14 protein-coding genes are annotated in these 19,103 nt (G+C 70.0%); 5 read left to right on the top strand and 9 right to left on the bottom strand.

From position 1 onward, the window contains the following. Positions 1-48 precede the first annotated feature (48 nt). Genes polA through FBR43_RS01565 form a run of 3 tightly spaced genes read left to right on the top strand, consistent with a single transcriptional unit; the run spans position 49 to position 5,587 of the window. Positions 49-2,796 (top strand): DNA polymerase I, encoded by a 2,748-nt coding sequence (gene polA / locus FBR43_RS01575; RefSeq protein ID WP_136941478.1) that lies wholly within the window; start codon positions 49-51, stop codon positions 2,794-2,796. Continuing rightward, positions 2,793-4,055, top strand: coding sequence for a cation:proton antiporter (locus FBR43_RS01570; protein ID WP_249276395.1), 1,263 nt, complete (start codon positions 2,793-2,795; stop codon positions 4,053-4,055). Before polA ends, FBR43_RS01570 begins: the two co-directional genes overlap by 4 nt. Further along, positions 4,052-5,587 carry a lipopolysaccharide biosynthesis protein gene (locus FBR43_RS01565; protein ID WP_136941477.1) on the top strand — a complete coding sequence of 512 codons (1,536 nt, stop codon included), beginning with the start codon at positions 4,052-4,054 and terminating at the stop codon, positions 5,585-5,587. The genes FBR43_RS01570 and FBR43_RS01565 overlap by 4 nt, the downstream gene beginning before the upstream one ends. 39 nt (positions 5,588-5,626) lie before the next feature. Here FBR43_RS01565 and purH read toward each other — a convergent pair whose 3' ends face one another. The 5 genes from purH to htpX are packed head-to-tail and all read right to left on the bottom strand — an operon-like array spanning position 5,627 to position 11,918. Continuing rightward, positions 5,627-7,201, bottom strand: a complete 1,575-nt coding sequence (gene purH, locus FBR43_RS01560) for a bifunctional phosphoribosylaminoimidazolecarboxamide formyltransferase/IMP cyclohydrolase (protein WP_136941476.1) — start codon at positions 7,199-7,201, stop codon at positions 5,627-5,629. Between the two features lie 58 nt (positions 7,202-7,259). Continuing rightward, positions 7,260-8,996: a heparinase II/III family protein gene (locus FBR43_RS01555; protein ID WP_136941475.1), complete on the bottom strand. Its 1,737-nt coding sequence runs from the start codon at positions 8,994-8,996 to the stop codon at positions 7,260-7,262. Then, complete coding sequence (gene rpe, locus FBR43_RS01550) at positions 8,993-9,655, bottom strand: ribulose-phosphate 3-epimerase (protein ID WP_136941474.1); 663 nt, start codon at positions 9,653-9,655, stop codon at positions 8,993-8,995. Before rpe ends, FBR43_RS01555 begins: the two co-directional genes overlap by 4 nt. Positions 9,656-9,712: 57 nt before the next feature. Further along, positions 9,713-10,978, bottom strand: a complete 1,266-nt coding sequence (locus FBR43_RS01545) for an RsmB/NOP family class I SAM-dependent RNA methyltransferase (protein WP_249276394.1) — start codon at positions 10,976-10,978, stop codon at positions 9,713-9,715. 4 nt (positions 10,979-10,982) lie between these two features. Beyond that, positions 10,983-11,918, bottom strand: coding sequence for a zinc metalloprotease HtpX (gene htpX, locus FBR43_RS01540; protein ID WP_136941473.1), 936 nt, complete (start codon positions 11,916-11,918; stop codon positions 10,983-10,985). A 69-nt stretch (positions 11,919-11,987) separates the two neighbouring features. On the opposite strand from htpX, the gene FBR43_RS01535 reads away from it, so the two are divergent. Continuing rightward, complete coding sequence (locus tag FBR43_RS01535; protein WP_136941472.1) at positions 11,988-12,149, top strand: DUF1674 domain-containing protein; 162 nt, start codon at positions 11,988-11,990, stop codon at positions 12,147-12,149. A gap of 16 nt (positions 12,150-12,165) precedes the next feature. Here the strand turns inward: FBR43_RS01535 and FBR43_RS01530 are convergent, their stop codons facing one another. The 3 genes from FBR43_RS01530 to FBR43_RS01520 are packed head-to-tail and all read right to left on the bottom strand — an operon-like array spanning position 12,166 to position 16,019. Next, complete coding sequence (locus FBR43_RS01530; RefSeq protein ID WP_136941471.1) at positions 12,166-12,705, bottom strand: SixA phosphatase family protein; 540 nt, start codon at positions 12,703-12,705, stop codon at positions 12,166-12,168. 10 nt (positions 12,706-12,715) lie between these two features. Continuing rightward, positions 12,716-15,415 (bottom strand): ATP-dependent DNA helicase, encoded by a 2,700-nt coding sequence (locus FBR43_RS01525; protein WP_136941470.1) that lies wholly within the window; start codon positions 15,413-15,415, stop codon positions 12,716-12,718. 46 nt (positions 15,416-15,461) lie between these two features. Then, complete coding sequence (locus tag FBR43_RS01520) at positions 15,462-16,019, bottom strand: helix-turn-helix domain-containing protein (protein ID WP_136941469.1); 558 nt, start codon at positions 16,017-16,019, stop codon at positions 15,462-15,464. Between the two features lie 90 nt (positions 16,020-16,109). On the opposite strand from FBR43_RS01520, the gene FBR43_RS01515 reads away from it, so the two are divergent. Beyond that, a complete protein-coding gene (locus tag FBR43_RS01515; RefSeq protein WP_136941468.1) occupies positions 16,110-16,601 on the top strand; it encodes a DUF6456 domain-containing protein in 492 nt (163 codons plus the stop codon). Here FBR43_RS01515 and FBR43_RS01510 read toward each other — a convergent pair. After that, positions 16,540-19,053, bottom strand: a complete 2,514-nt coding sequence (locus FBR43_RS01510; protein ID WP_136941467.1) for a DUF2339 domain-containing protein — start codon at positions 19,051-19,053, stop codon at positions 16,540-16,542. The two genes, FBR43_RS01515 and FBR43_RS01510, sit on opposite strands and share 62 nt — an antisense overlap. Positions 19,054-19,103: the final 50 nt, after the last annotated feature.

Below are 19,103 nucleotides of genomic sequence, written 5' to 3'. Positions count from 1 at the left end.
GCGCGCTATCAAGTAGCGCGCTGCCGTGCGCGCTGCTAATCCGCCGCGATGCCACATCTCTATCTCGTCGACGGCTCGGGCTATATCTTTCGCGCCTATCACCGGCTGCCGCCGCTCACCAACGTGCATGGCGAGCCGGTGGGTGCGGTCTATGGCTATACCACGATGCTGTGGAAGCTCGCCGACGAGCTGCACAAGGCCGATGGCCCCACGCACATGGCGGTGATTCTCGACAAGTCGAGCAAGAGCTTTCGCAACGACATGTACGACCAGTACAAGGCGCACCGCCCGCCGCCGCCCGAGGATCTGGTCCCGCAATTCCCGATGATCCGCGACGCGACGCGCGCGTTCAGCCTGCCGTGCATCGAGGAGGAGGGCTGGGAAGCCGACGACCTGATCGCGAGCTATGCCAAGGCGGCGCTGGCGCAGGGGTGGCAGGTGACGATCGTATCGTCGGACAAGGACCTGATGCAGCTCGTCGAGGACGGCAGCCTCGACCTCTATGACACGATGAACAACCGCCGGTTGGGCCGCGCGCATGTCGAAGAGAAGTTCGGCGTCGGCCCCGAGAAGCTGGGCGACGTGCTGGCGCTGATGGGCGACAGCGTCGACAATGTGCCCGGCGTTCCCGGCGTGGGGCCCAAGACCGCAGCCAAGCTGATCCTGGAGCATGGCGATCTGGAAGCCGTGCTTGCCGCCGCGCCCGACATGAAGAAGGGCAAGCTGCGCGACAATCTGATCGAACACGCCGACATGGCGCGGCTGTCGCGCAAGCTCGTGGCGCTGGCATGCGACGTGCCGCTGCCCGATCCGCTCGACGAGCTCGAGCTGAAGGGGATTCCCGACGCGCCGCTGCGCGCCTTTCTGGAACATCACGGCTTCCGCTCGCTGCTCGCCAAGCTCTCGGCAGTGGCCGACGCGCCGGTAGCCAGCGCGGCGGCGCCCGTCGCGCAGGAGGACGATCCCCCCTGCGACCATGACGGCTACGAGACCGTGACCGACGAGGACGCGCTCGATCGCTGGATCGTCGCCGCGCGGCATCAGGGCTGGGTGGCGATCGATACCGAGACGACGGGGCTCGACTGCATGCGCGCCGAGCTGGTGGGGGTGAGCATGGCGCTGCATCCCAATCTGGCCTGCTATATCCCCATCGGCCATGGCGGCAGCGACATGTTCGCCGAGAAGCCCGTGCAGCTGCCGCGCGAGACGGTGCTGGCGAAGCTGAAGCCGCTGCTCGGGGACGCGAGCGTCCTGAAGATCGGGCACAATCTCAAATACGACCTTATCATGCTGCGTCGCGCCGGCATCGACGTCGCGCCCTATGACGACACGATCGTGATGAGCTTCGACCTCGATGCCGGCCTGCACGGCCACGGCATGGACGAGCTCGCCGCGACCCATCTGTCGCACAGCTGCATCGCGTACAAGGACGTGGTGGGGACGGGGAAGAAGCAGCTCGGTTTCCACGAAGTCGATCTGAAGGCGGCGACGCGCTATGCCGCCGAGGATGCCGATGTGACGCTCCGGCTGTGGCGGCGATTGAAGCCGCGGCTCGCCTATGAGCAGGCGACGACGGTGTACGAGCGCGTCGACCGCGCGCTGGTGGCGGTGCTGGCCGACATGGAGATGGCGGGCGTCAAGGTCGATGCGCCGACGCTCGCGAGATTGTCCGAGACGTTCTCGGGACAGATGGCCGAACTCGAGACGCGCATCCATGCCGCCGCCGGGGGGCCGTTCACGATCGGCAGTCCCAAGCAGCTGGGCGACGTATTGTTCGACCGGATGGGGCTGAAGGGCGGCCGCAAGGGCAAGTCGGGCGTCTATTCGACCGACGTCAACGAGCTCGAGCGACTGGCGGCCGACGGCGTCGAGATCGCGCGGATGGTGCTCGACTGGCGGCAGCTGTCGAAGCTCAAATCGACCTATACTGACGCGCTGCAAGCGCAGATCAATCCCGAGACGGGCCGAGTCCATACCAGCTACAGCCTGACCGGCGCGCAGACGGGGCGGCTTTCGTCGACCGATCCCAACCTCCAGAACATTCCCATCCGCACGGAAACAGGCCGCCAGATCCGCGACGCCTTCGTGGCCGAACCGGGCAACGTCATCCTCGCGGCCGACTATTCGCAGATCGAACTGCGGCTGGCGGCGCACATCGCCGACGTGCCGCAACTGCGCGAGGCCTTCGCGCGCGGCGACGACATCCATTCGATGACCGCGCAGGAGCTGTTCGGCGAGGTGACGCGCGATACGCGCGGGCGCGCCAAGACGATCAACTTCGCCATCCTCTACGGCATCAGCCGCTGGGGGCTGGCCGGGCGGCTCGACGTCAGCGCCGACGAGGCACAGGCGATGATCGACCGCTATTTCGAGCGGTTTCCCGGCATCAACCGCTATATCGCCGAAACGACGCAGGGCGTGCGCGAGCGCGGCTTCACCACCACGCTGTTCGGCCGCAAGACGCATTTCCCGCGCATCGCCTCCAAGGTGCAGCACGAACGGCAGGGCGCCGAGCGCGCGGCGATCAACGCGCCGATCCAGGGCACCAGCGCCGACATCATCAAGCGCGCGATGGCACGTATGCGACCGGTGCTGATCGAGGCCGGACTGCCCAATGTGCGGATGCTGATGCAGGTGCATGACGAACTGGTGTTCGAGTTGCCCGAAGGCGATGTCGAGGCGGCGCGCCCGGTGATCGAGCGCGTGATGGCGACCGCCGCCGAGCCGCTCGTGCAGCTGAGCGTGCCGCTCGGCGTCGAGATCGGCGTCGGCCCGAGCTGGGGTGCTGCGCATTGACGCTGCCGGCAGCGCCGCCGGGGCTGCTCGATCTGTACGTGCCGGCGCTGCTCGGCTTCGGGCTGCTCACCTTGTTCGTCGCATGGGCGCCGCTCGGGCTCAAGCGAGCGCCGCTATCGCTGCCGATCCTTTGCGTTGCGCTGGGTGCGGTGGTCTTCTCATTCGAGCAGTTCGATCAGTTCGCGCTGCATCCTCTCGACGGGCCCGACCTCGTCGAACATGCGACCGAGCTGATCGTCATCATCTCGTTGATGGGGGCGGGACTGAAGATCGATCGCCATTTCAAGCCGTTGCAATGGCAGCTCACGGCCCGGCTCATCCTGATCGCGATGCCGATCAGTATCGCTTTGTTCTTTCTGCTGGGGCAGGCGCTGTTCGGGCTCGGCGCGGCGTCGCTGTTGCTGTTGGCTGCTGCGCTCGCGCCGACGGATCCGGTGCTGGCCTCGGACGTGCAGATCGAGTCACCCGATTCGCAACAAGACGACGAGGCGCGCTTCGCGCTCACCTCCGAAGCCGGTCTCAACGATTCGGCGGCGTTTCCCTTCGTGCATCTGGCGATACTTGCCGCAGCGGGCGGCTGGGGCTGGCCGGTATGGCAGCAGTGGCTGATCGAGCCCGTGATCCTGCGCCTGACGATGGGTGCGCTGGTCGGTGTTGCCGGCGGCTGGGCGTTCGGCAAGCTGATCTACGGCTTTCGCGGCAACACGCTTTCGAGGACGGGGGACGGTTTCGTCGCGCTGGGCGTCACGCTGACCATCTATGCGGTATGCGAGTTGCTGCACGGTTACGGCTTTCTCGCGGTCTTTCTCGCCGGTCTGATGCTGCGCCGCGCTTCACGCGATCACGAATTCAACGAACGCATGCACGATTTCGCCGACGAGACCGAACGGCTGTTGATGATGGTGATGCTGTTCTTCTTCGGCGGGATGCTGACCGCCGGCGGATTGTTGGCGCTGGTGAGCTGGCGCGAACTGTGGTTCGCGCTGCTGGCGCTGTTCGTGGTGCGGCCATTGGCAGGCTGGATCGCGCTTGCCGGTGTGACACGCGCGCCACAAGAAAAATTCGTCATCGCCTTTTTCGGCATTCGTGGATTGGGTTCGGTCTATTACCTCGCCTATGGCCTCAACCATGCGTCGTTCGATGAACCGTACCGCATCTGGGGGGCGGCAGGTCTCGTGATAGTCCTATCGATCCTGCTGCACGGCATCACCGTGACGCCGATGATGCGCCGGCTCGATCGCGCGCGCGGCACGGCATGAGCACGGCCGCATCGCAGCCCGACGACGATATCGCCGCGCTCGCCAAGGGCGGGCGAACCAACATCTTCGGCTTCGTACTGCGGCTGGCGGCGCGCCTGCCGTTCCTGTTCATCGCGGGCCGCGTCTATGGTCCCGAGATCGTCGGCCGCTTCGCCATCGCGGTGCTGGTGGTCGAGCTGGCGGCGCTGCTCGCCACGCTGGGCCTCAAGCGCGGGCTGGCCGAAGCGCTTTCGACCACCGATCGTCCGCACGCGCATGTGGTTTGGGATGCGCTGGTCGTCGCGCTGATCGCCGCGCTGATCGGATCGGCGGTGCTGATCGCGTTCCCGCAGGTCATGTATCCCAATAGCCAGGTCATCGGCTTCGAGCGGCTGCTGCCGTTCATCGTCTTCGCGATCGCCTGGTCCGACGTGTCGCTGGCGGCGCTTGCCTATCGGCATAATGTGAAGGCGACGGTGACGGCGCGCGCGATCATCGAACCCTGGACGATCAGCATCGCCGCCTGGGCGCTTTCGTACATCTCGTCGCGCGACGGGCTCATCCTCGCCTATGTGCTGTCGATGCTCGCGGCGCTCGTCGCCTCGATGGTGCCGTTCCTCAAGAGCTACGGCCTGCCGCGCGGATGGCGGCCGCATCTGGCGCCGATGTTCGCGCTCGCACGGCGCAATGCGCCGCTCGCGGGTGCCGACGCGCTCGAATGGGGCAGCCGCAATGTCGATCGCTTCATCCTGGGGCTGTTCTTCGCGCCGGCGGTGGTGGGCATCTATTACATGGCGCAGCAGGTCGCCTCGCTGCCGCAGAAACTGAAGACGAGCTTCGACCCGATCCTGGGGCCGGTCATCACCAAGCGGCTCGCCGAGGGCGACCGGCCCGCGGTGGCGGCGCAGATCCGACAGGTGGGATTCTGGATCATGGCGGCGCAGGCCGCGCTCGCGCTGATCGGCGGCATTCCCGCTGAAGGCGTGATGGGCGTGGTGGGGCCGCAATTCGTGGCGGGTGCGGGCGCCTTGTGCTTCCTGCTGCTGGCCGAGGTTCTGGCCGCGAACGGCGCGGTGAGCGAGGCGGGGCTCGTCTATGTCGCGCGGCACCGCAACCTGATGCTCTCGATCGCGCTGCTCGGCGTGCAGGTGGCGCTGAGCTTCGTGCTGATCTTCGTGGCGCGCGACATCGGCTGGCCGCCGGCATGGCAGGCAGCAATGCCTGCGGTGGCGCTGGCGGCATCGCTGGGGCTGGGTTCGATCCTGAAGGCGCGGCTGCTCGCGCGGCTGCTGGGCGCGCGCGTCTCGGCCTGGCGCTGGCCGTTCATCTGGGCAGTGCTGGCGACAAGCGTCGTTGGCTGGGCCTTCGTGCAACTGCCGCGCGAGCTCGAATGGGCCGAGCTGATGATCGGTATTCCGGTGATGCTGCTCGTCTATTGCTTCGTGCTGTGGCGCTGGGCGTTCAAGGACGAGGATCGCGCGCTGTTCCGCAAGGCGCCGGCGCTCGACGAGGTGGCGGCGGACTTCCCCAGGGAAAAGCCGCGCGCGGGGTAGGCCGGTCAGCACCTCCCCGGCACGGGGAGGTATTTTCGCTCAGTGGCGGAAGTGGCGCATGCCGGTGAAGATCATCGCGAGGCCGGCTTCGTCGGCGGCGGCGATCACCTCGTCGTCGCGGATCGATCCGCCCGGCTGGATGACGGCGGTGGCGCCGGCCTCGACCGCGGCCATCAGCCCGTCGGCAAAGGGGAAGAACGCATCCGATGCCACTGCCGAGCCGATGGTGCGCGCTTCGCTCCAGCCGGCCTTTTCGGCGGCGTCGCGCGCCTTCCACGCGGCGATGCGTGCGCTTTCGAGCCGGTTCATCTGCCCCGCGCCGATGCCGGCGGTAGCGCCGCCCTTGGCATAGACGATCGCGTTCGACTTCACATGCTTGGCGACGGTCCAGGCGAAGCGGCAGTCGGCGAGTTCCTGTTCGCTGGGCTGGCGCTTGGTCACCACCTTGAGGTCGCGATCGGCGAGGCTGCCGCCGTCGCGCGACTGGACCAGCGCGCCGCCCGCGACGGTACGCAGCATCAGCCCGGCGCGGCGCGGATCGGGCAGCGCGCCGGTAAGGATGAGGCGGAGATTCTTCTTCGCGGCGAACACCGCGAGCGCATCGTCATCGGCATCGGGGGCGGCGACGACCTCGGTGAAGATGCCCGCGATCGCCTGCGCCGTCGCGCCGTCGAGCGTGCGATTGACGGCGATGATGCCGCCGAACGCCGACACGCTGTCGCATGCAAAGGCAGCGGCATAGGCTTCGGACAGCGTCGCAGCGGTGGCGACGCCGCAGGGGTTGGCGTGCTTGACGATGACCACCGTCGGGTCGGCGTCGCGGAACTCGCTCACCAGCTCCAGCGCGGCATCGGCGTCGGCGAGGTTGTTGTACGACAATTCCTTGCCCTGCACCTGCCGGTGATCGGCCAGCGATCCCTGTGGCGCGAAGGCGGGGACGTAGAGCGCGGCCGACTGATGCGGGTTCTCGCCGTAGCGCAGCGTCTGCGCTCGGCGCAGCGGCACGCTCAGCCGCTCGGGGAACGCCTCGCCCTGATCGGCATGCGCGAACCAGCCGGCGATGGTGGCATCATATTCAGCAGTCGCGGCGAAGGCCTTGGCGGCGAAGCGGCGGCGCTGTTCGAGATTGGTCTGCCCCGCTTCGCCCACCGCGGCGTAATCGGCGGGATCGGTGAGGATGGCGACATGCGCGTGGTTCTTCGCTGCCGAGCGCACCATCGACGGGCCGCCGATGTCGATATTCTCGATCACCTCGTCACGGCCGGCGCCCTTCGCCACCGTGGCGCCGAAGGGGTAGAGGTTGACGACGACCAGATCGATCGCGCCGATGCCGTGCTCGGCCATCGCGGCGACATGCGCGGCATCGTCGCGCACCGCGAGCAGGCCGCCATGCACCATCGGATGCAGCGTCTTGACGCGGCCGTCCATCATCTCGGGGAAGCCCGTCAACTCGGACACGTCGCGGACCGTAAGGCCGGCGTCGCGCAGCGCGCGGGCGGTGCCGCCCGTCGACACGAGCTCGGCGCCGTGGCGTGCGAGCGCCTCGGCGAGTTCGACGATGCCCGTCTTGTCCGAAACCGAAAGCAGCGCGCGGCGAATGGGGATGCTGGTCATGGTCGCGCGGTTAGGCCGGGCGCGGCGGGGGTGCAAGGCCCCGTGCCACGCCGGCGCGTTAGCGGGCCTTGTGGAACAGCCAGCTGACGGTGGCGCCACCCGCCGGCGCCTCGCCGGTCAGCACGAGCTGCTCGGTGCTCACGGGCCGGCCATGCGCGTTGACCCACACGCTGTCCTCGATCGCGAGCGCGGCGCCGCGGGCGCGGAACTGCCACAAGGCGCCGCCGGGCAGACGCAGGATCGCGGCCTGACCGTCGCTGGTGGCGGCGACCTCGACATCGGGTGACAAGTGAAAGCGGATGGTGAAGCCGCTGCCGCCGCGTTTGCGCGCGCGGCCGGCGGGGAGCAGCGCATCCTCGCCGCGCAGATCGCGCCCGCCGGCGGCAAGCACGAGCTGGCGGCGATGGCTGAGCCCGAGGCGGCGCACATAGCCGTCATGGCTCGCTTCGATGCGGCTGCTCTCGTCGGTTTCGGTGCGGTTGAGCTCGACCTCGGTCACGCCCTTGCCGAGTGTTCCGTCGGGCAGGATCGCGGTCGAATTGCTGTCGCCCAGCGTCAGCGTCGAATGCGCGGCGGTGGTGCGCAGCCCTTCGGCGAGCATGTCGGGCACGCTGGCGATCAGGCGCCGCGCGCCGCCGCAATTGACGACGATACGATTGGCGCCGTCGGACAGCTCGAAGGCGAGCGTCGACGCACAGCCGGTATCGACGATGCGCGCGAGCGGCGGCGGCGCGGCGTCGAGGATGGCGATGGTGCTGCCGGCACTCAGCCGCTGATAGCCCCATTCGCGCGACTGCCTGAGCGGGCGCGTGCGCACGCCGGTGGCGGCGATGATGTCGGCGAGCGCATCGGGATGGATCGGCGCACCGCCCTGCCAGCTCGACAGCGTGCGATCACCATGACAGACGCCGAGCAGCGCCGCCACCATGCGCGTCAGCGTCGCGCCGACGATCTCGGGCGCGTCCTTGCGCCGCGCCGAATAGGTCGAGCGCAGCATGGTGAGCAGCATGATCGCGTCGAGCAGTCCGTCGGGCGCGCGGCCGACGATGCCGCCATCGCCGAACACCGATTGCTGTAACGCACGCGCCAGCCCCGCCTCGCCGATCGCGACGCGCGGATCGCCGCCGGGGATCATCAGCCCTGCCGCCACCACGCCGCACCAGGCAGCGATGCGCGCGGTGCCGAGCGGCGTCTTGTCGGCCGTCGCCTCGAGATGCCGCGCGCCGCGCGCCAGCGCGTGCAGCACGTTCGAGCGATAGACGAGATCGGTCGACGACAGGATGAGCGGCGCGTGCGCCACCCAGAACAGGATGCGGCGGCCCCACAGATCGGCGCGCCATGCGGGGTCACTCACCTGCGCGCCATGCGCCTCGATCCACTGGCGCATCAGCGCCTCGGCGATCGGCGCGCCATGCGCGCGCGTGGTGACGCTCGACAGGTCGCGCAACCAGGCGAAGCTGTGCAGATGCTCGCCGAATGCACGCGAGAAGCTGGCGCGCGCGAGTGCCAGGTCGTGCAGATTGCGCGTCTCGCCGCGCACGCTGAACATGCCTTCGAGTAGCGCCTGCCCGCGCTCGACATCGCCGAAGAACGGATCGTCGGCGACGGTGATGAGCTTGAGCGGATGGCGGCCGCGCAGCCGCAGATGATGCAGCGGCGTGCGCCAGGCGAGGCGCTGGAGACGCTCGGCGATGCGATCGGACAGCGACAGGCCTTCGCCGCCGCCCTGGCGAATCAGCCGCTTGCCCTGTTCGATTCCGTCGGCGCCGGCATCGATCGACGGCAGATCGTTCACCCGCCCCTCAGCGCAGCGATGTTGGCGGCATAGGCCGCAGCGCCGCCGCGGAAGGTGGCGGTGCCCGCGACGAGCGCATCGGCACCGGCGGCAATCACCTCGGCGCAGTTGCCCTGGTCGACGCCGCCATCGACCTCGAGGTCGATGGGCTTGCCCAGCTTGTCGATCTGGTTGCGGATCGCGGCGATCTTGCGCAGCTGGCTGGTGATGAAGCTCTGCCCGCCGAAACCGGGATTGACGCTCATCACCAGCACGAGGTCGATCTCCTCGAGCACGTAATCGAGCATCTTGGCGGGCGTCGCGGGATTGAGCGACACGCCCGCGCGCTTGCCCAACGCCTTGATGCGCTGGATGGTGCGATGCAGGTGCGGCCCGGCTTCGGGATGGACGGTGATGGTATCGGCGCCGGCCTCGGCGAATGCGTCGAGATATGCGTCGACGGGCGATATCATCAGATGCACGTCGAAAGGCAGCGCGGTGTGCGGGCGCAGCGCCTTTACCACCGCGGGGCCGATGGTGATGTTGGGCACGAAATGGCCGTCCATCACGTCGACATGCACCCAGTCGGCGCCAGCGGCGTCGATCGCGCGGACTTCCTCGCCCAGCCGCGCGAAATCGGCCGAGAGGATCGAAGGGGCGATGCGGACGGGCTGCTGCATGATTCGGTTCCTGTAGCAGCCGGGCTAGGCGGGGCAACCGCTTAGCGGCGCCAAATCTCAGCCGAGACGCCGCATGCGCGCGATGAAGAAGCCGTCGAGCCCGCCGGCATCCTCGAGCATGCCGGGGAGCGTGCGCACCGTACCATCGGGCGCGGGGGTAATGCCGTCGGGCAGTTCGTCTGCTTCGACCGGTACGATCGCATAGTCGCTGCGCGCGGCGAGGAAGCGGGCGAGCTGTTCCTCGCCCTCGGCGCGTTCGAGCGAGCAGACGGCGTAGACGAGCCGGCCGCCGGGTCGCACCCAGTCGGCAGCGCGTGCGAGCATCGCAGCCTGCGTCGCCGCGGTCTCGGCGACGATGGCCGGGCGGACGCGGTGCAGCACGTCGGGATGGCGGCGGAAGATGCCCGTGGCGCTGCACGGGGCATCGAGCAGCACCGCGTCAGCCGGCGCGTCGGGCGACCATTGCAGGAGATCGGCGGTGATCGTCCGCGCCGTCAGGCCGGTGCGTTCGAGATTCTGCGCCAGCATCGCGAGGCGCGCGGGCGACGAATCAACTGCGCTCACGTCCCAGCCGGCGGCGGCGAGCTGCAGCGTCTTGCCGCCCGGCGCGGCGCACAGATCGAGTACATGGCCCGCACCGGGGCCGAGCAGGCGTGCGGGCAGCGAGGCGGCGATATCCTGCACCCACCAGCCGCCCTCGGCGAAGCCATCGAGCGCGGGCACGCTGGCGCCGGCGGGCAAACGGACGTGGCGCTCGGCGAGCGTGATGCCTTCGGGTGCCTCGACATCGGCGCGGGCGAGGCTGAGGTCGATCGGCGGCGGCTGCGCGATCGCCGCGCGTGCGGCCTCGACCATCGCGTCGCCGTGCTGGTGCGCCCAGCGCGCGGCGACCAGATCGGGCAGGCCGGGCATGTCGGGCAACGCCGCCTGCCCGCGCATCAGCGCGCCGAATACGCCATGGACCAGCTTGCGCGGGCCGCCTTCTACCAGCGGCAGCACGGTGGCGATTGCGGCGTGCTGCGGCGTGCCGAGGCGCAGCGCCTGCACCAGCGCGATGCGCAGCGCCATGCGCGCCTTGGCATCATCGGCGATGCGGTTGCGCGTTGCCGAATCGATCAGCAGGTCGAGATCGGGGAGCCAGCGCAGCGTCTCGGCGGCGATGGCATGGGCAAGCCCGCGATCGCTGGGGGCAAGGCCCTGCGTGGCGCGATCGAGCTGCGCTTCGATCGCGAGGCCGCGGCGCAGCACGCCATCGAGCAGGCGCAGCGCCGCGCGGCGCGCGGGCACGCCGACGGGTTCGCTGGTGAGGACGGGACGGGCCAACGCGTCAGCGGCCGTGCGGGTCGAGCGCGCTCGAACGGCGGCGCGAGGTGGGCGGCACCGATGCCCCGCGGCGGGCGCCGGGCACCTCGAAGCGGCCGGGAGCGGGCGGCGAGCTGCCGATCTCGTCCGCGATCGCCTGCAATGCGGCGATGCGCTTGCCGGTGTCGGGGTGCGTCGAGAACAGCTCGCCGACGCCGGTCGGCACGATATAGAGCTGGGCGGCAGCAGGATTGCGCTCGCTCACGGGATTGGGCGTGCGCGCGGCACCCTGCGCGAGCTTGGCGAGTGCCGAGGCGAGCGCCTGCGGGTTGCCCGAAATCTCGGCGCCACCGCGATCGGCGCCATATTCGCGCGTGCGGCTGATCGCCATCTGCACGATCATCGCCGCGAACGGCGCGACGATCACCGCCGCGATGGTGGCGAACATCGATCCGCGATCGTCACCCGAGCGGAAGAACAGTCCGAAATTGGCGAGCATCGAGATGGCACCCGCGATCGTCGCCACCATCGTCATGATGAGCGTGTCGCGGTTCTTCACATGCGCCAGTTCGTGCGCCATCACGCCGCGGATTTCCTCGCGATCGAGGATCTGCATCAGGCCGGTGGTGGCTGCGACTGCGGCGTTCTCAGGATTGCGGCCGGTGGCGAAGGCGTTGGGGTGCGGCGAATCGATGATGTAGACCTTGGGCATCGGCAGCTGCGCGCGCTGCGCCAGTTCGCGCACCATGCTGACGAATTCGGGCGCCGAGGCGTCATCCACCTGACGCGCGCCGTGCATCCTGAGCACGATCTTGTCGGCGTTCCAGAAGGTGAACAGGTTCATGCCCGCCGCGACGATCAGCGCGAGCATCGCGCCCGCGCGCCCGCCGATCATGAAACCCAGTCCCATGAACAGCGCGGTCAGCGCCGCCAGCAGCATCGTCGTCTTCACCTGGTTCACTTGCACTCGCTCCTTCGGGCACCGATGTGGGCGCAACCACGCCGATTTTCAATTTCGACGGAGCGAGCGATGGGCAAGCGTCCCGAGCATGTGAAACCCCCGGAATATCTTTCGAAAAGCCCGCCGGTGCCGGCCCCCGAACCCGTGCCTGAATCGAAGGACGATCCATTGGGGCAAAACCCCGTGCGCTATGGCGACTGGGAGCTGAAGGGTATCGCGATCGATTTCTAAGGCGGCCTGCGGCGGCTCAATCGCCGTCGGGGCCGAGCGACGCGTCGAGATCGCGGGGACGCACGAAGCGCGTCAGCCGCGCGCCGCCCTCGCGCAGATCGGCCCAGCCGCCCTCCCATTCGAGCGTCGCGACCGCCGCCGTCGGATATTTGATCTCGACCTCGGCGCGCAGCGCATCGCCGGCGGTGTCGGGCACGAGCAGCAGCACCAAATCCTCGAGCCCCGGATTGTGGCCGACCATCAGCGCGCTTGCGGCATCGGCCGGCAGGCCGTGCAGCACGTCGATGAGCGTTGCGGCGGAAGCCAGATAGATGCGGCGATCCCATGCAGGCGCCATCGTCTCGCCGAACCCTTGGGCGAAGCCGTCGATCGTCTCGGTTACGCGAGTAGCGGGGGAGGCGATGACGTGATCGAAGGCCAGCCCCTCACGGCGCAATTCGCGGCCCATCGTGACCGCGGCCTTGCGACCGCGCGCGTTCAATGGCCGGTCGAAGTCGCGCGATACCGGATCGTTCCAGCTCGACTTGGCGTGGCGCAGCAGCGTCAGCGTCGGCATGTTCTCTCCGTCAGGCGCGTTCGGTCGCCTCTTGCCCGATGCCGGGGCCCTTGGCCAGCCCGCGCGCCATCTCGACGGCATCGTCGAGCGTCACCTTGTCGATCGGCGTGCCCGGCGGAAAGGCCGTAAGCAGACGGCTGGGGCAGGCGGAGGAGAGCAGCACGAAGGCGCCGGCGTCGTCGGCGCGGCGGATGAGGCGGCCGAAGGCCTGTGCCAGCCGCGCACGCACGATGCGGTCGTCATGCTCGCGTCCGCCTTCGGCGAGACGGCGCGCGGCGTGCAGCACGCCGGGCTTGGGCCAGGGCACGCCTTCCATCACCACCAGCCGAAGCGAGCGGCCGGGTACGTCAACGCCGTCGCGCAGCGCGTCGGTGCCGATGAGCGAAGCGCGCGGATCGTCGCGGAAGATGTCGACCAGCGTGCCGGTGTCGATGGGGTCGACATGCTGGGCGAGCAGCGGCAGCCCCTCGCGCGCTAGCCGGTCGGCAATGCGCGCATGGACGAAGCGAAGCCGGCGGATCGCGGTGAACAGCCCCAGCGTACCGCCGCCCGCCGCCGCGATAAGCCGGGCATAGGCGTTGGCGAGCCCGGGCAGGTCGCCGCGCTTGACATCGGTGACGAGCAACACGCGCGCGCGCGCCGCATAGTCGAAGGGACTGGGCGCCTCGAAGCGCGTCGGCGGGCGCACGAGATGCGGTGCGCCGGCGCGCGCATCGGCCATGTCCCAGTCGCCGCCGGCGCGCAGCGTGGCCGAGGTAACGAGCACGCCGTGCGCGGGCTTGAGCACCGCTTCGGCGAAGGGGCGCATCGGATCGAGCCAGCGGCGATGCACGCCGATGTCCCATTCGCGGCCCTCGACGCGATCGACCGCAAGCCAGTCGACAAAATCGGGGTCGGCGGGGCCGCCGATGCGCTGCGCGAGCGCGCTCCATGCCGCGACGGTATCGGCGCGCCACCCGAGCGAGGCGATCGCGCCTTCGATGCGCGCGCGCGCCGGCGCGTCCATCCAGTCGGGCGCGTCGGCAAGCACCGCCTCGAGCCGGCGACCGAGCGCGACCAGCGGGCGCAGCAGCGCGTCGAGCGCGTGCGCAGCGTCGGCGGCGGCTTCGACCAGCGCGGCATCGGGCTCGGCGAGTTCGGTTTCGAGGCCGTAGCCGGCATCTTCGGCGCCGTCGGTGGCGCGCGCATAGACGAGGCCGCGCACGGCGGCGAGCAGCCGCTCGATCGCGCCGAAGGGCTGCCCCTCGGCGATGCGGCCGATCCAGCCGTCGGACGCGAGTGCGCGCGCGGCCTCGACCGCGTCGTTGATCGCGCGGCCGCCGGCCTCGTCATAGCTGGCAACGTCGGAGAGGCGCGCGGCAAGCCCGCGACGGCGACCGCGCGCAGTGCCCTCGGGGCCGGTCACCCAGCGACGCAGTTCGATCGTCTCGCTGCCCGAGAGCGCGACGCCGAACATCGAATCGGCGGCCTCGAACAGGTGATGCCCCTCGTCGAACACATAGCGCGTGGGGCGGCTGGCAGCCTCGCGCCCGCGCGCTGCGTTGACCATCACCAGTGCGTGGTTGGCGATCACCAGATCGGCCTCGACGCTGGCGCGCGCGGCGCGTTCGATGAAGCATTTGCGATAATGCGGGCAACCCGCATAGACGCACTCGCCGCGCCGATCGGTGAGCGCGGTCGAGCCGTTGCGGCGGAACAGTTGCGGCAGCCAGCCGGGCAGGTCGCCGCCCACCATGTCGCCATCGGCGCTGTAGGCGGCCCAGCGCGCGACCAGATGCGCGAGGATTGCGGCGCGGCCGGCGAAACCGCCCTGCAACGCATCCTCGAGATTGAGCAGGCAGAGATAATTCTCGCGGCCCTTGCGCGTGACGATGCGGCGGCGGCGTTCGGCGGGGTCGGCGATGAGCCGCGCGCCTTCATGCCCCAGCTGGCGTTGCAGCGCCTTGGTGAAGGTCGACACCCAGACGGCGCCGCCCGCGCGCTCGGCCCAGAGCGAGGCGGGGGCGAGATAGCCCAGGGTCTTGCCGATGCCGGTGCCCGCTTCGGCGAGCACAAGATTGGGCGCATCGCGCACCGCGCGCGGGGCGAAGGCCTGCGCGGCGGCAGTGGCGAAGCTGCGCTGGCCGGGCCGCGTCTCGGCGCCGGCGCCCGTCAGGCCGTGCAGGCGGGTGAGCACGGCATCCTCGTCGATCGTCACCGTGCGCGGCGCGGGGCGCGGCGCGGCTTCCTCCCATTCGGGCAGGCGCGCGAACAGCCAGCGTTCGGCGGTCCTCGGCTTGGCGATGCGGTGCGCGATCAACGGCGCCCAGGGCCAGCGCGCGCGGGCGAGCGACTGTGCCGCCGTCCATGCGCCTTCGCGCTCGGGCCAGTCGCCGTCGAGCGTGGCGAGCAGTGCCAGCGTCGCGTCACGCAGGAACGGCGCGACGGCGGCCTCGTCGGCAGGCGGCGCGATGCCGAGCGCGCGCGCGAGGCCGGCAGGCGTCGGCACCGCGAAGCGCGCAGGGAACAGGAAGGCGAACAGCTCGAGCAGATCGAGACCCGACAGATCGGCATAGCCGAGCCGCTGCCCGCCGAGCGGCGCGTTGAGCAGGATGACGGGCGTGTCGGCGGCGATGCGGATCGCCTCGCCGCGCGACAGGCCGCGCACACCTTCGTCATCGGCGATCCAGACGCCGGCATGGCTGGCGTGGAGAGCAGGAAAGCGCAGCATCGGCGGCTTATCGGCCGCGCGGAACAGATTGGCAACCGGCTAAGGGTCAGAGCGCGCGGACCAACTGGGTGGCGACGGCGATCCACGCCGGATCGCCAAGCGGCTCAGCGCGCGCGCCGCGATCGAGCGGGAGCAGCGCGAGGCCATCGTGCTGCACCAGCCGGCCGAAGCCGTAGCGGCCGGCACGGCCCGGCACGAGCACGTCGCGATTGAGCGCGCTCGCAAAGGCGTCGGGCGCGAGGCGGCGGCACCATAGCTGATCGCCGGCGCGATAGTCAGCAACGGCGGCGCGCACGAGCACCGCGACCATATCGGGCTCGGCGCGCGGCGGCACCACGCTGGCGGCGCGTTGCGGGGCAGTGGCGCCATTGCCGTCTAGCAGCGCGGCAACGGCGATGTCGGGCCGTTCGGGCAGGCGCACCAGATCGGCCGCATCGACGCCGAGGGCAGCGGCGATGCGATTGAGCCAGCCGACCGAGACGGTGCGCATGCCCGTTTCGAGCCGGCCGATCGTCTGCGCGGTGGTGGGCGGATCGCAGCGCCGCGCGACGTCTTCGAGCGTCAGATTGCGTGCGCGGCGCACTTCACGAATGGCGGTTATCATTCCGACCCCAAAAACCAGATAGGATAAATCACTTTCCTACATCAGCACCTAAATGGCAAGCGGGCATGCGAATCGAATGGAGGAACGGCGATGCGCGATCTGGCCGACGTGGCTTTCGAGGATGGGCGCGCGAGCGAGCGGCCGCCGGAGCGCGGGCGCCGATCGGTGCGCGTCAATCGCGCCGAATCGCCGCTCAGCTGGCTGCGCGCGCGCGGGCTGGTCGATGCGCGGCGGTTCGAGGCGGGCGAGCGGCTGCGCGCCGATTACGAGACGGCGAGCCTGGGCTCGCGCGTGACGATGGCGTGGGACGCAGCACCCGCTGCACGTGGGCGACGCGCGGCGCCCGAGGCGCTCGACCCAACACTGGCGCAGCTATCGGCCAAGCGCCGCTTCGATGCCGCGATCGCCGCGGCGGGGCCGGGGCTGGCCGACATATTGTGGCGCGTGGTGTGCGCGGGCGAGGGCATGCCGGTGGCCGAAAAGGCGCTCGGCTGGCCGGCGCGCGCGGGGCGCGTGGTGCTCATGCTGGCGCTCGATCGGGTGGCGGATCACTATCGGCTGCCCGGCGGCTCGCGGGGGTGACGAAGCGCGTATAGACCCAGCTGATCGCGATGAGCGCGACGCCGATGCCGAGGAACGACACGACGCGCAACAATCCCTCGAACGCTACATCGATGGTGAACACCTTGAGCGAGACGATAAGTGCGAGGCCAAGACCCGCATAACGCAGCTCGCGCGCGCCGCCGACGATGCCGCGCCACAGCCAGAGCGCCGACAGGATCAGCATCGCGGCCGAATAGCCCCAATTCTCGGCGACGCCTACGGGGCCGGTGAGCAGCGTGCCGTGCGCGACCTGACGCACGAGCGCGAGCGCCGCCGCAAGCGTCAGCACCATCGCGGCGATGCGCACGCGGCGCCCCGGATTGGGCCAGCGCCAGCAGACCAGCGCGGCCAGGGCGGGGTGCAGCACCGCGGCGTTGAGCAGCGGCAGACTGCCGACCGCCTGTTCGACCGCGACGGGATTGAGCAGCAGCAGATCGAACCATGCGATGCGCGCGAGACCGATGACGAGCAGCGTGTCGGCGCTGCGGCGCGCGCGGCCGGCGCGGGCGAGGAGCCACGCTCCGAGCAGCAATGCCTGCGTGATGAGCGCGCGCTCGATGAAACCCCAGTCGAGGAATCGCTCGGGCGTGTCGATCGCCAGCGGCTGCTTTGCGAGGACGTAGAGCGTGGCCGCCACGCCAATCACCGCCAGCGGCACGACGATGCGGCGGAAACGGCCGAAGGCGACGGGGGACAGGATCGCAATGGCCAGCGCCATGCCCGCGGGCGGTGTGATGTAGCGCAGCACGTCGCCCGCCGGCGGCAGACCGGCAAAGGAAAGTCGATCGCCGAACAAGGACTCGATCGCGACGCCAATGAGCGCCAGCGCCGGCAGCGTCGCGGCGATCGCGGCGGCGGCGAACGGGGCAGCAAGCGCCGGGAGCAGTGCGGGCGCGCCGGTGCGGCGTGCCCAGGCGTGGAGGCCGAGCATCGCGAGCGCGAGCGCGCTGCCGAGCGCGCCGACGCCGAACCAGCCGGCGAGCGCGGTGACGCCGCACGCGACGGCCCCGAGCGCACCGCCGAGCAGCCCGGCATCGACGCCGGCGGCACGATCGCGATGGCGCCAGCTCAGCCATCCGAGCAGCAGGGCTGCGACTGCCTCGACCAGCGACCAGAGCGCCAGCGGCAGCAGCGACGGTGAGGCGCCGTGCGCGGCGAGCACGGGGCCGGCGAGGCCGATCGTGGCGATCAGCGCCCAGGGCCGTGCGCTACGCGACAGCAGCAGGCCCGGCACGGCGAGGATCAGCGTGGCGACGGCGGCAATTATCAGCGTCATGCCCGGCTGCGGCTGCGCGCCGGTCAGCGCGATCATCGCCACGGTGAGCGCGGCCGCAACCACCGCGGCGGGGAGCAGCGTCCGGTCGCGCCAGCCGAGCAGCAATGCGGCGCCGACGAGCACGAGGTGGAAGCCCCATGCCAGCGCATCATAGGCAAGTACGGGCGCGAACACGAAGAGCTGCACCAGCCCCGCAACGAGCGGCGCGACGCGCAGCCACGGCCAGCGCGCGCCGGTGGCAGGCAGCGCGAGCGTAGTCGCGATGGCGAGCGCGACTACGAACAGGCCGGTCGACGACACGGCATCGCCACCCTCGACCACCGCGAGGAAATTGACCCAGCCGAAGCCCGCGAGCGCCGCCGCCACCGTCAGCCACGTCCAGCCGCGATTGCGCGCAAGCCCAAATAGCGCGGCGATGAACAGGCCGAGATAGGTGAGGAGCGCACCGAGGCCGGCGGCATCATAGCCGGCCACGAGGGGCGCTGCGAAGCCGCCCAAGAGCGCCATCACCGCGGTAGGCGGGCCCTGCCGGATGGCGAGGCCAAGCGCGGCGCCGGTGATCGCCAGCATCATCACGAAAGCGGGGAGCGGAGCGACCAGGCGATAGATCGCCGCCACCAGATACAAGGTGCCATAGGCGCTGGCGATGCCCGCGCCGGCGAGCACCTGGCCGACGCGCGGATCGTCGCGCGTGGCGGGCAGGCGCCGTGCGACCTCGCTCGCGGCGATGAGCAGCAGCGCGAACAGGCCGGCAAGCGTCGCACGCACCGCCGGGCCGATCAGCCCGCTGTCGATCGCGACGCGAACCAGGAAGAAGCCCGCCAGCACCAGCGCGGCGCCGCCGATCCAGATGGGCAGGCGCCCGCCCACCAGCGTTTCGAAATCGAAGCGTGTGAGTTCGGATTCGGTCGTCGGCAATGGTTCCGGCGGCGCAGCGGGTTGCTCGACGGGCGGCGGCGTGACGGTGGGCGTGCGGACGGAGCGATCGGCGACGGTCGTAGCCGGCATCGCTCGCGGCTGAGGCGATGGCCCAGTCATGCGCGCGATCTCGCCGCGCAACTCGGCCTGCTCGCGTTCGAGCATGGCGACGCGGCGGCGCATATTGGCGAGCAGGCCGCCGAGCAGCAGCAAGAGCAGGAATAGGATACCGTCCATGCCGCTCCGCCAACGCACTGCCCCGTGGCAGCGCCCGCGACCCTAGCCGC

The organism is Sphingomonas baiyangensis, assembly GCF_005144715.1.
Taxonomy (GTDB): domain Bacteria; phylum Pseudomonadota; class Alphaproteobacteria; order Sphingomonadales; family Sphingomonadaceae; genus Sphingomonas; species Sphingomonas baiyangensis.
This window is presented reverse-complemented; position numbering and strand designations above follow the sequence as displayed.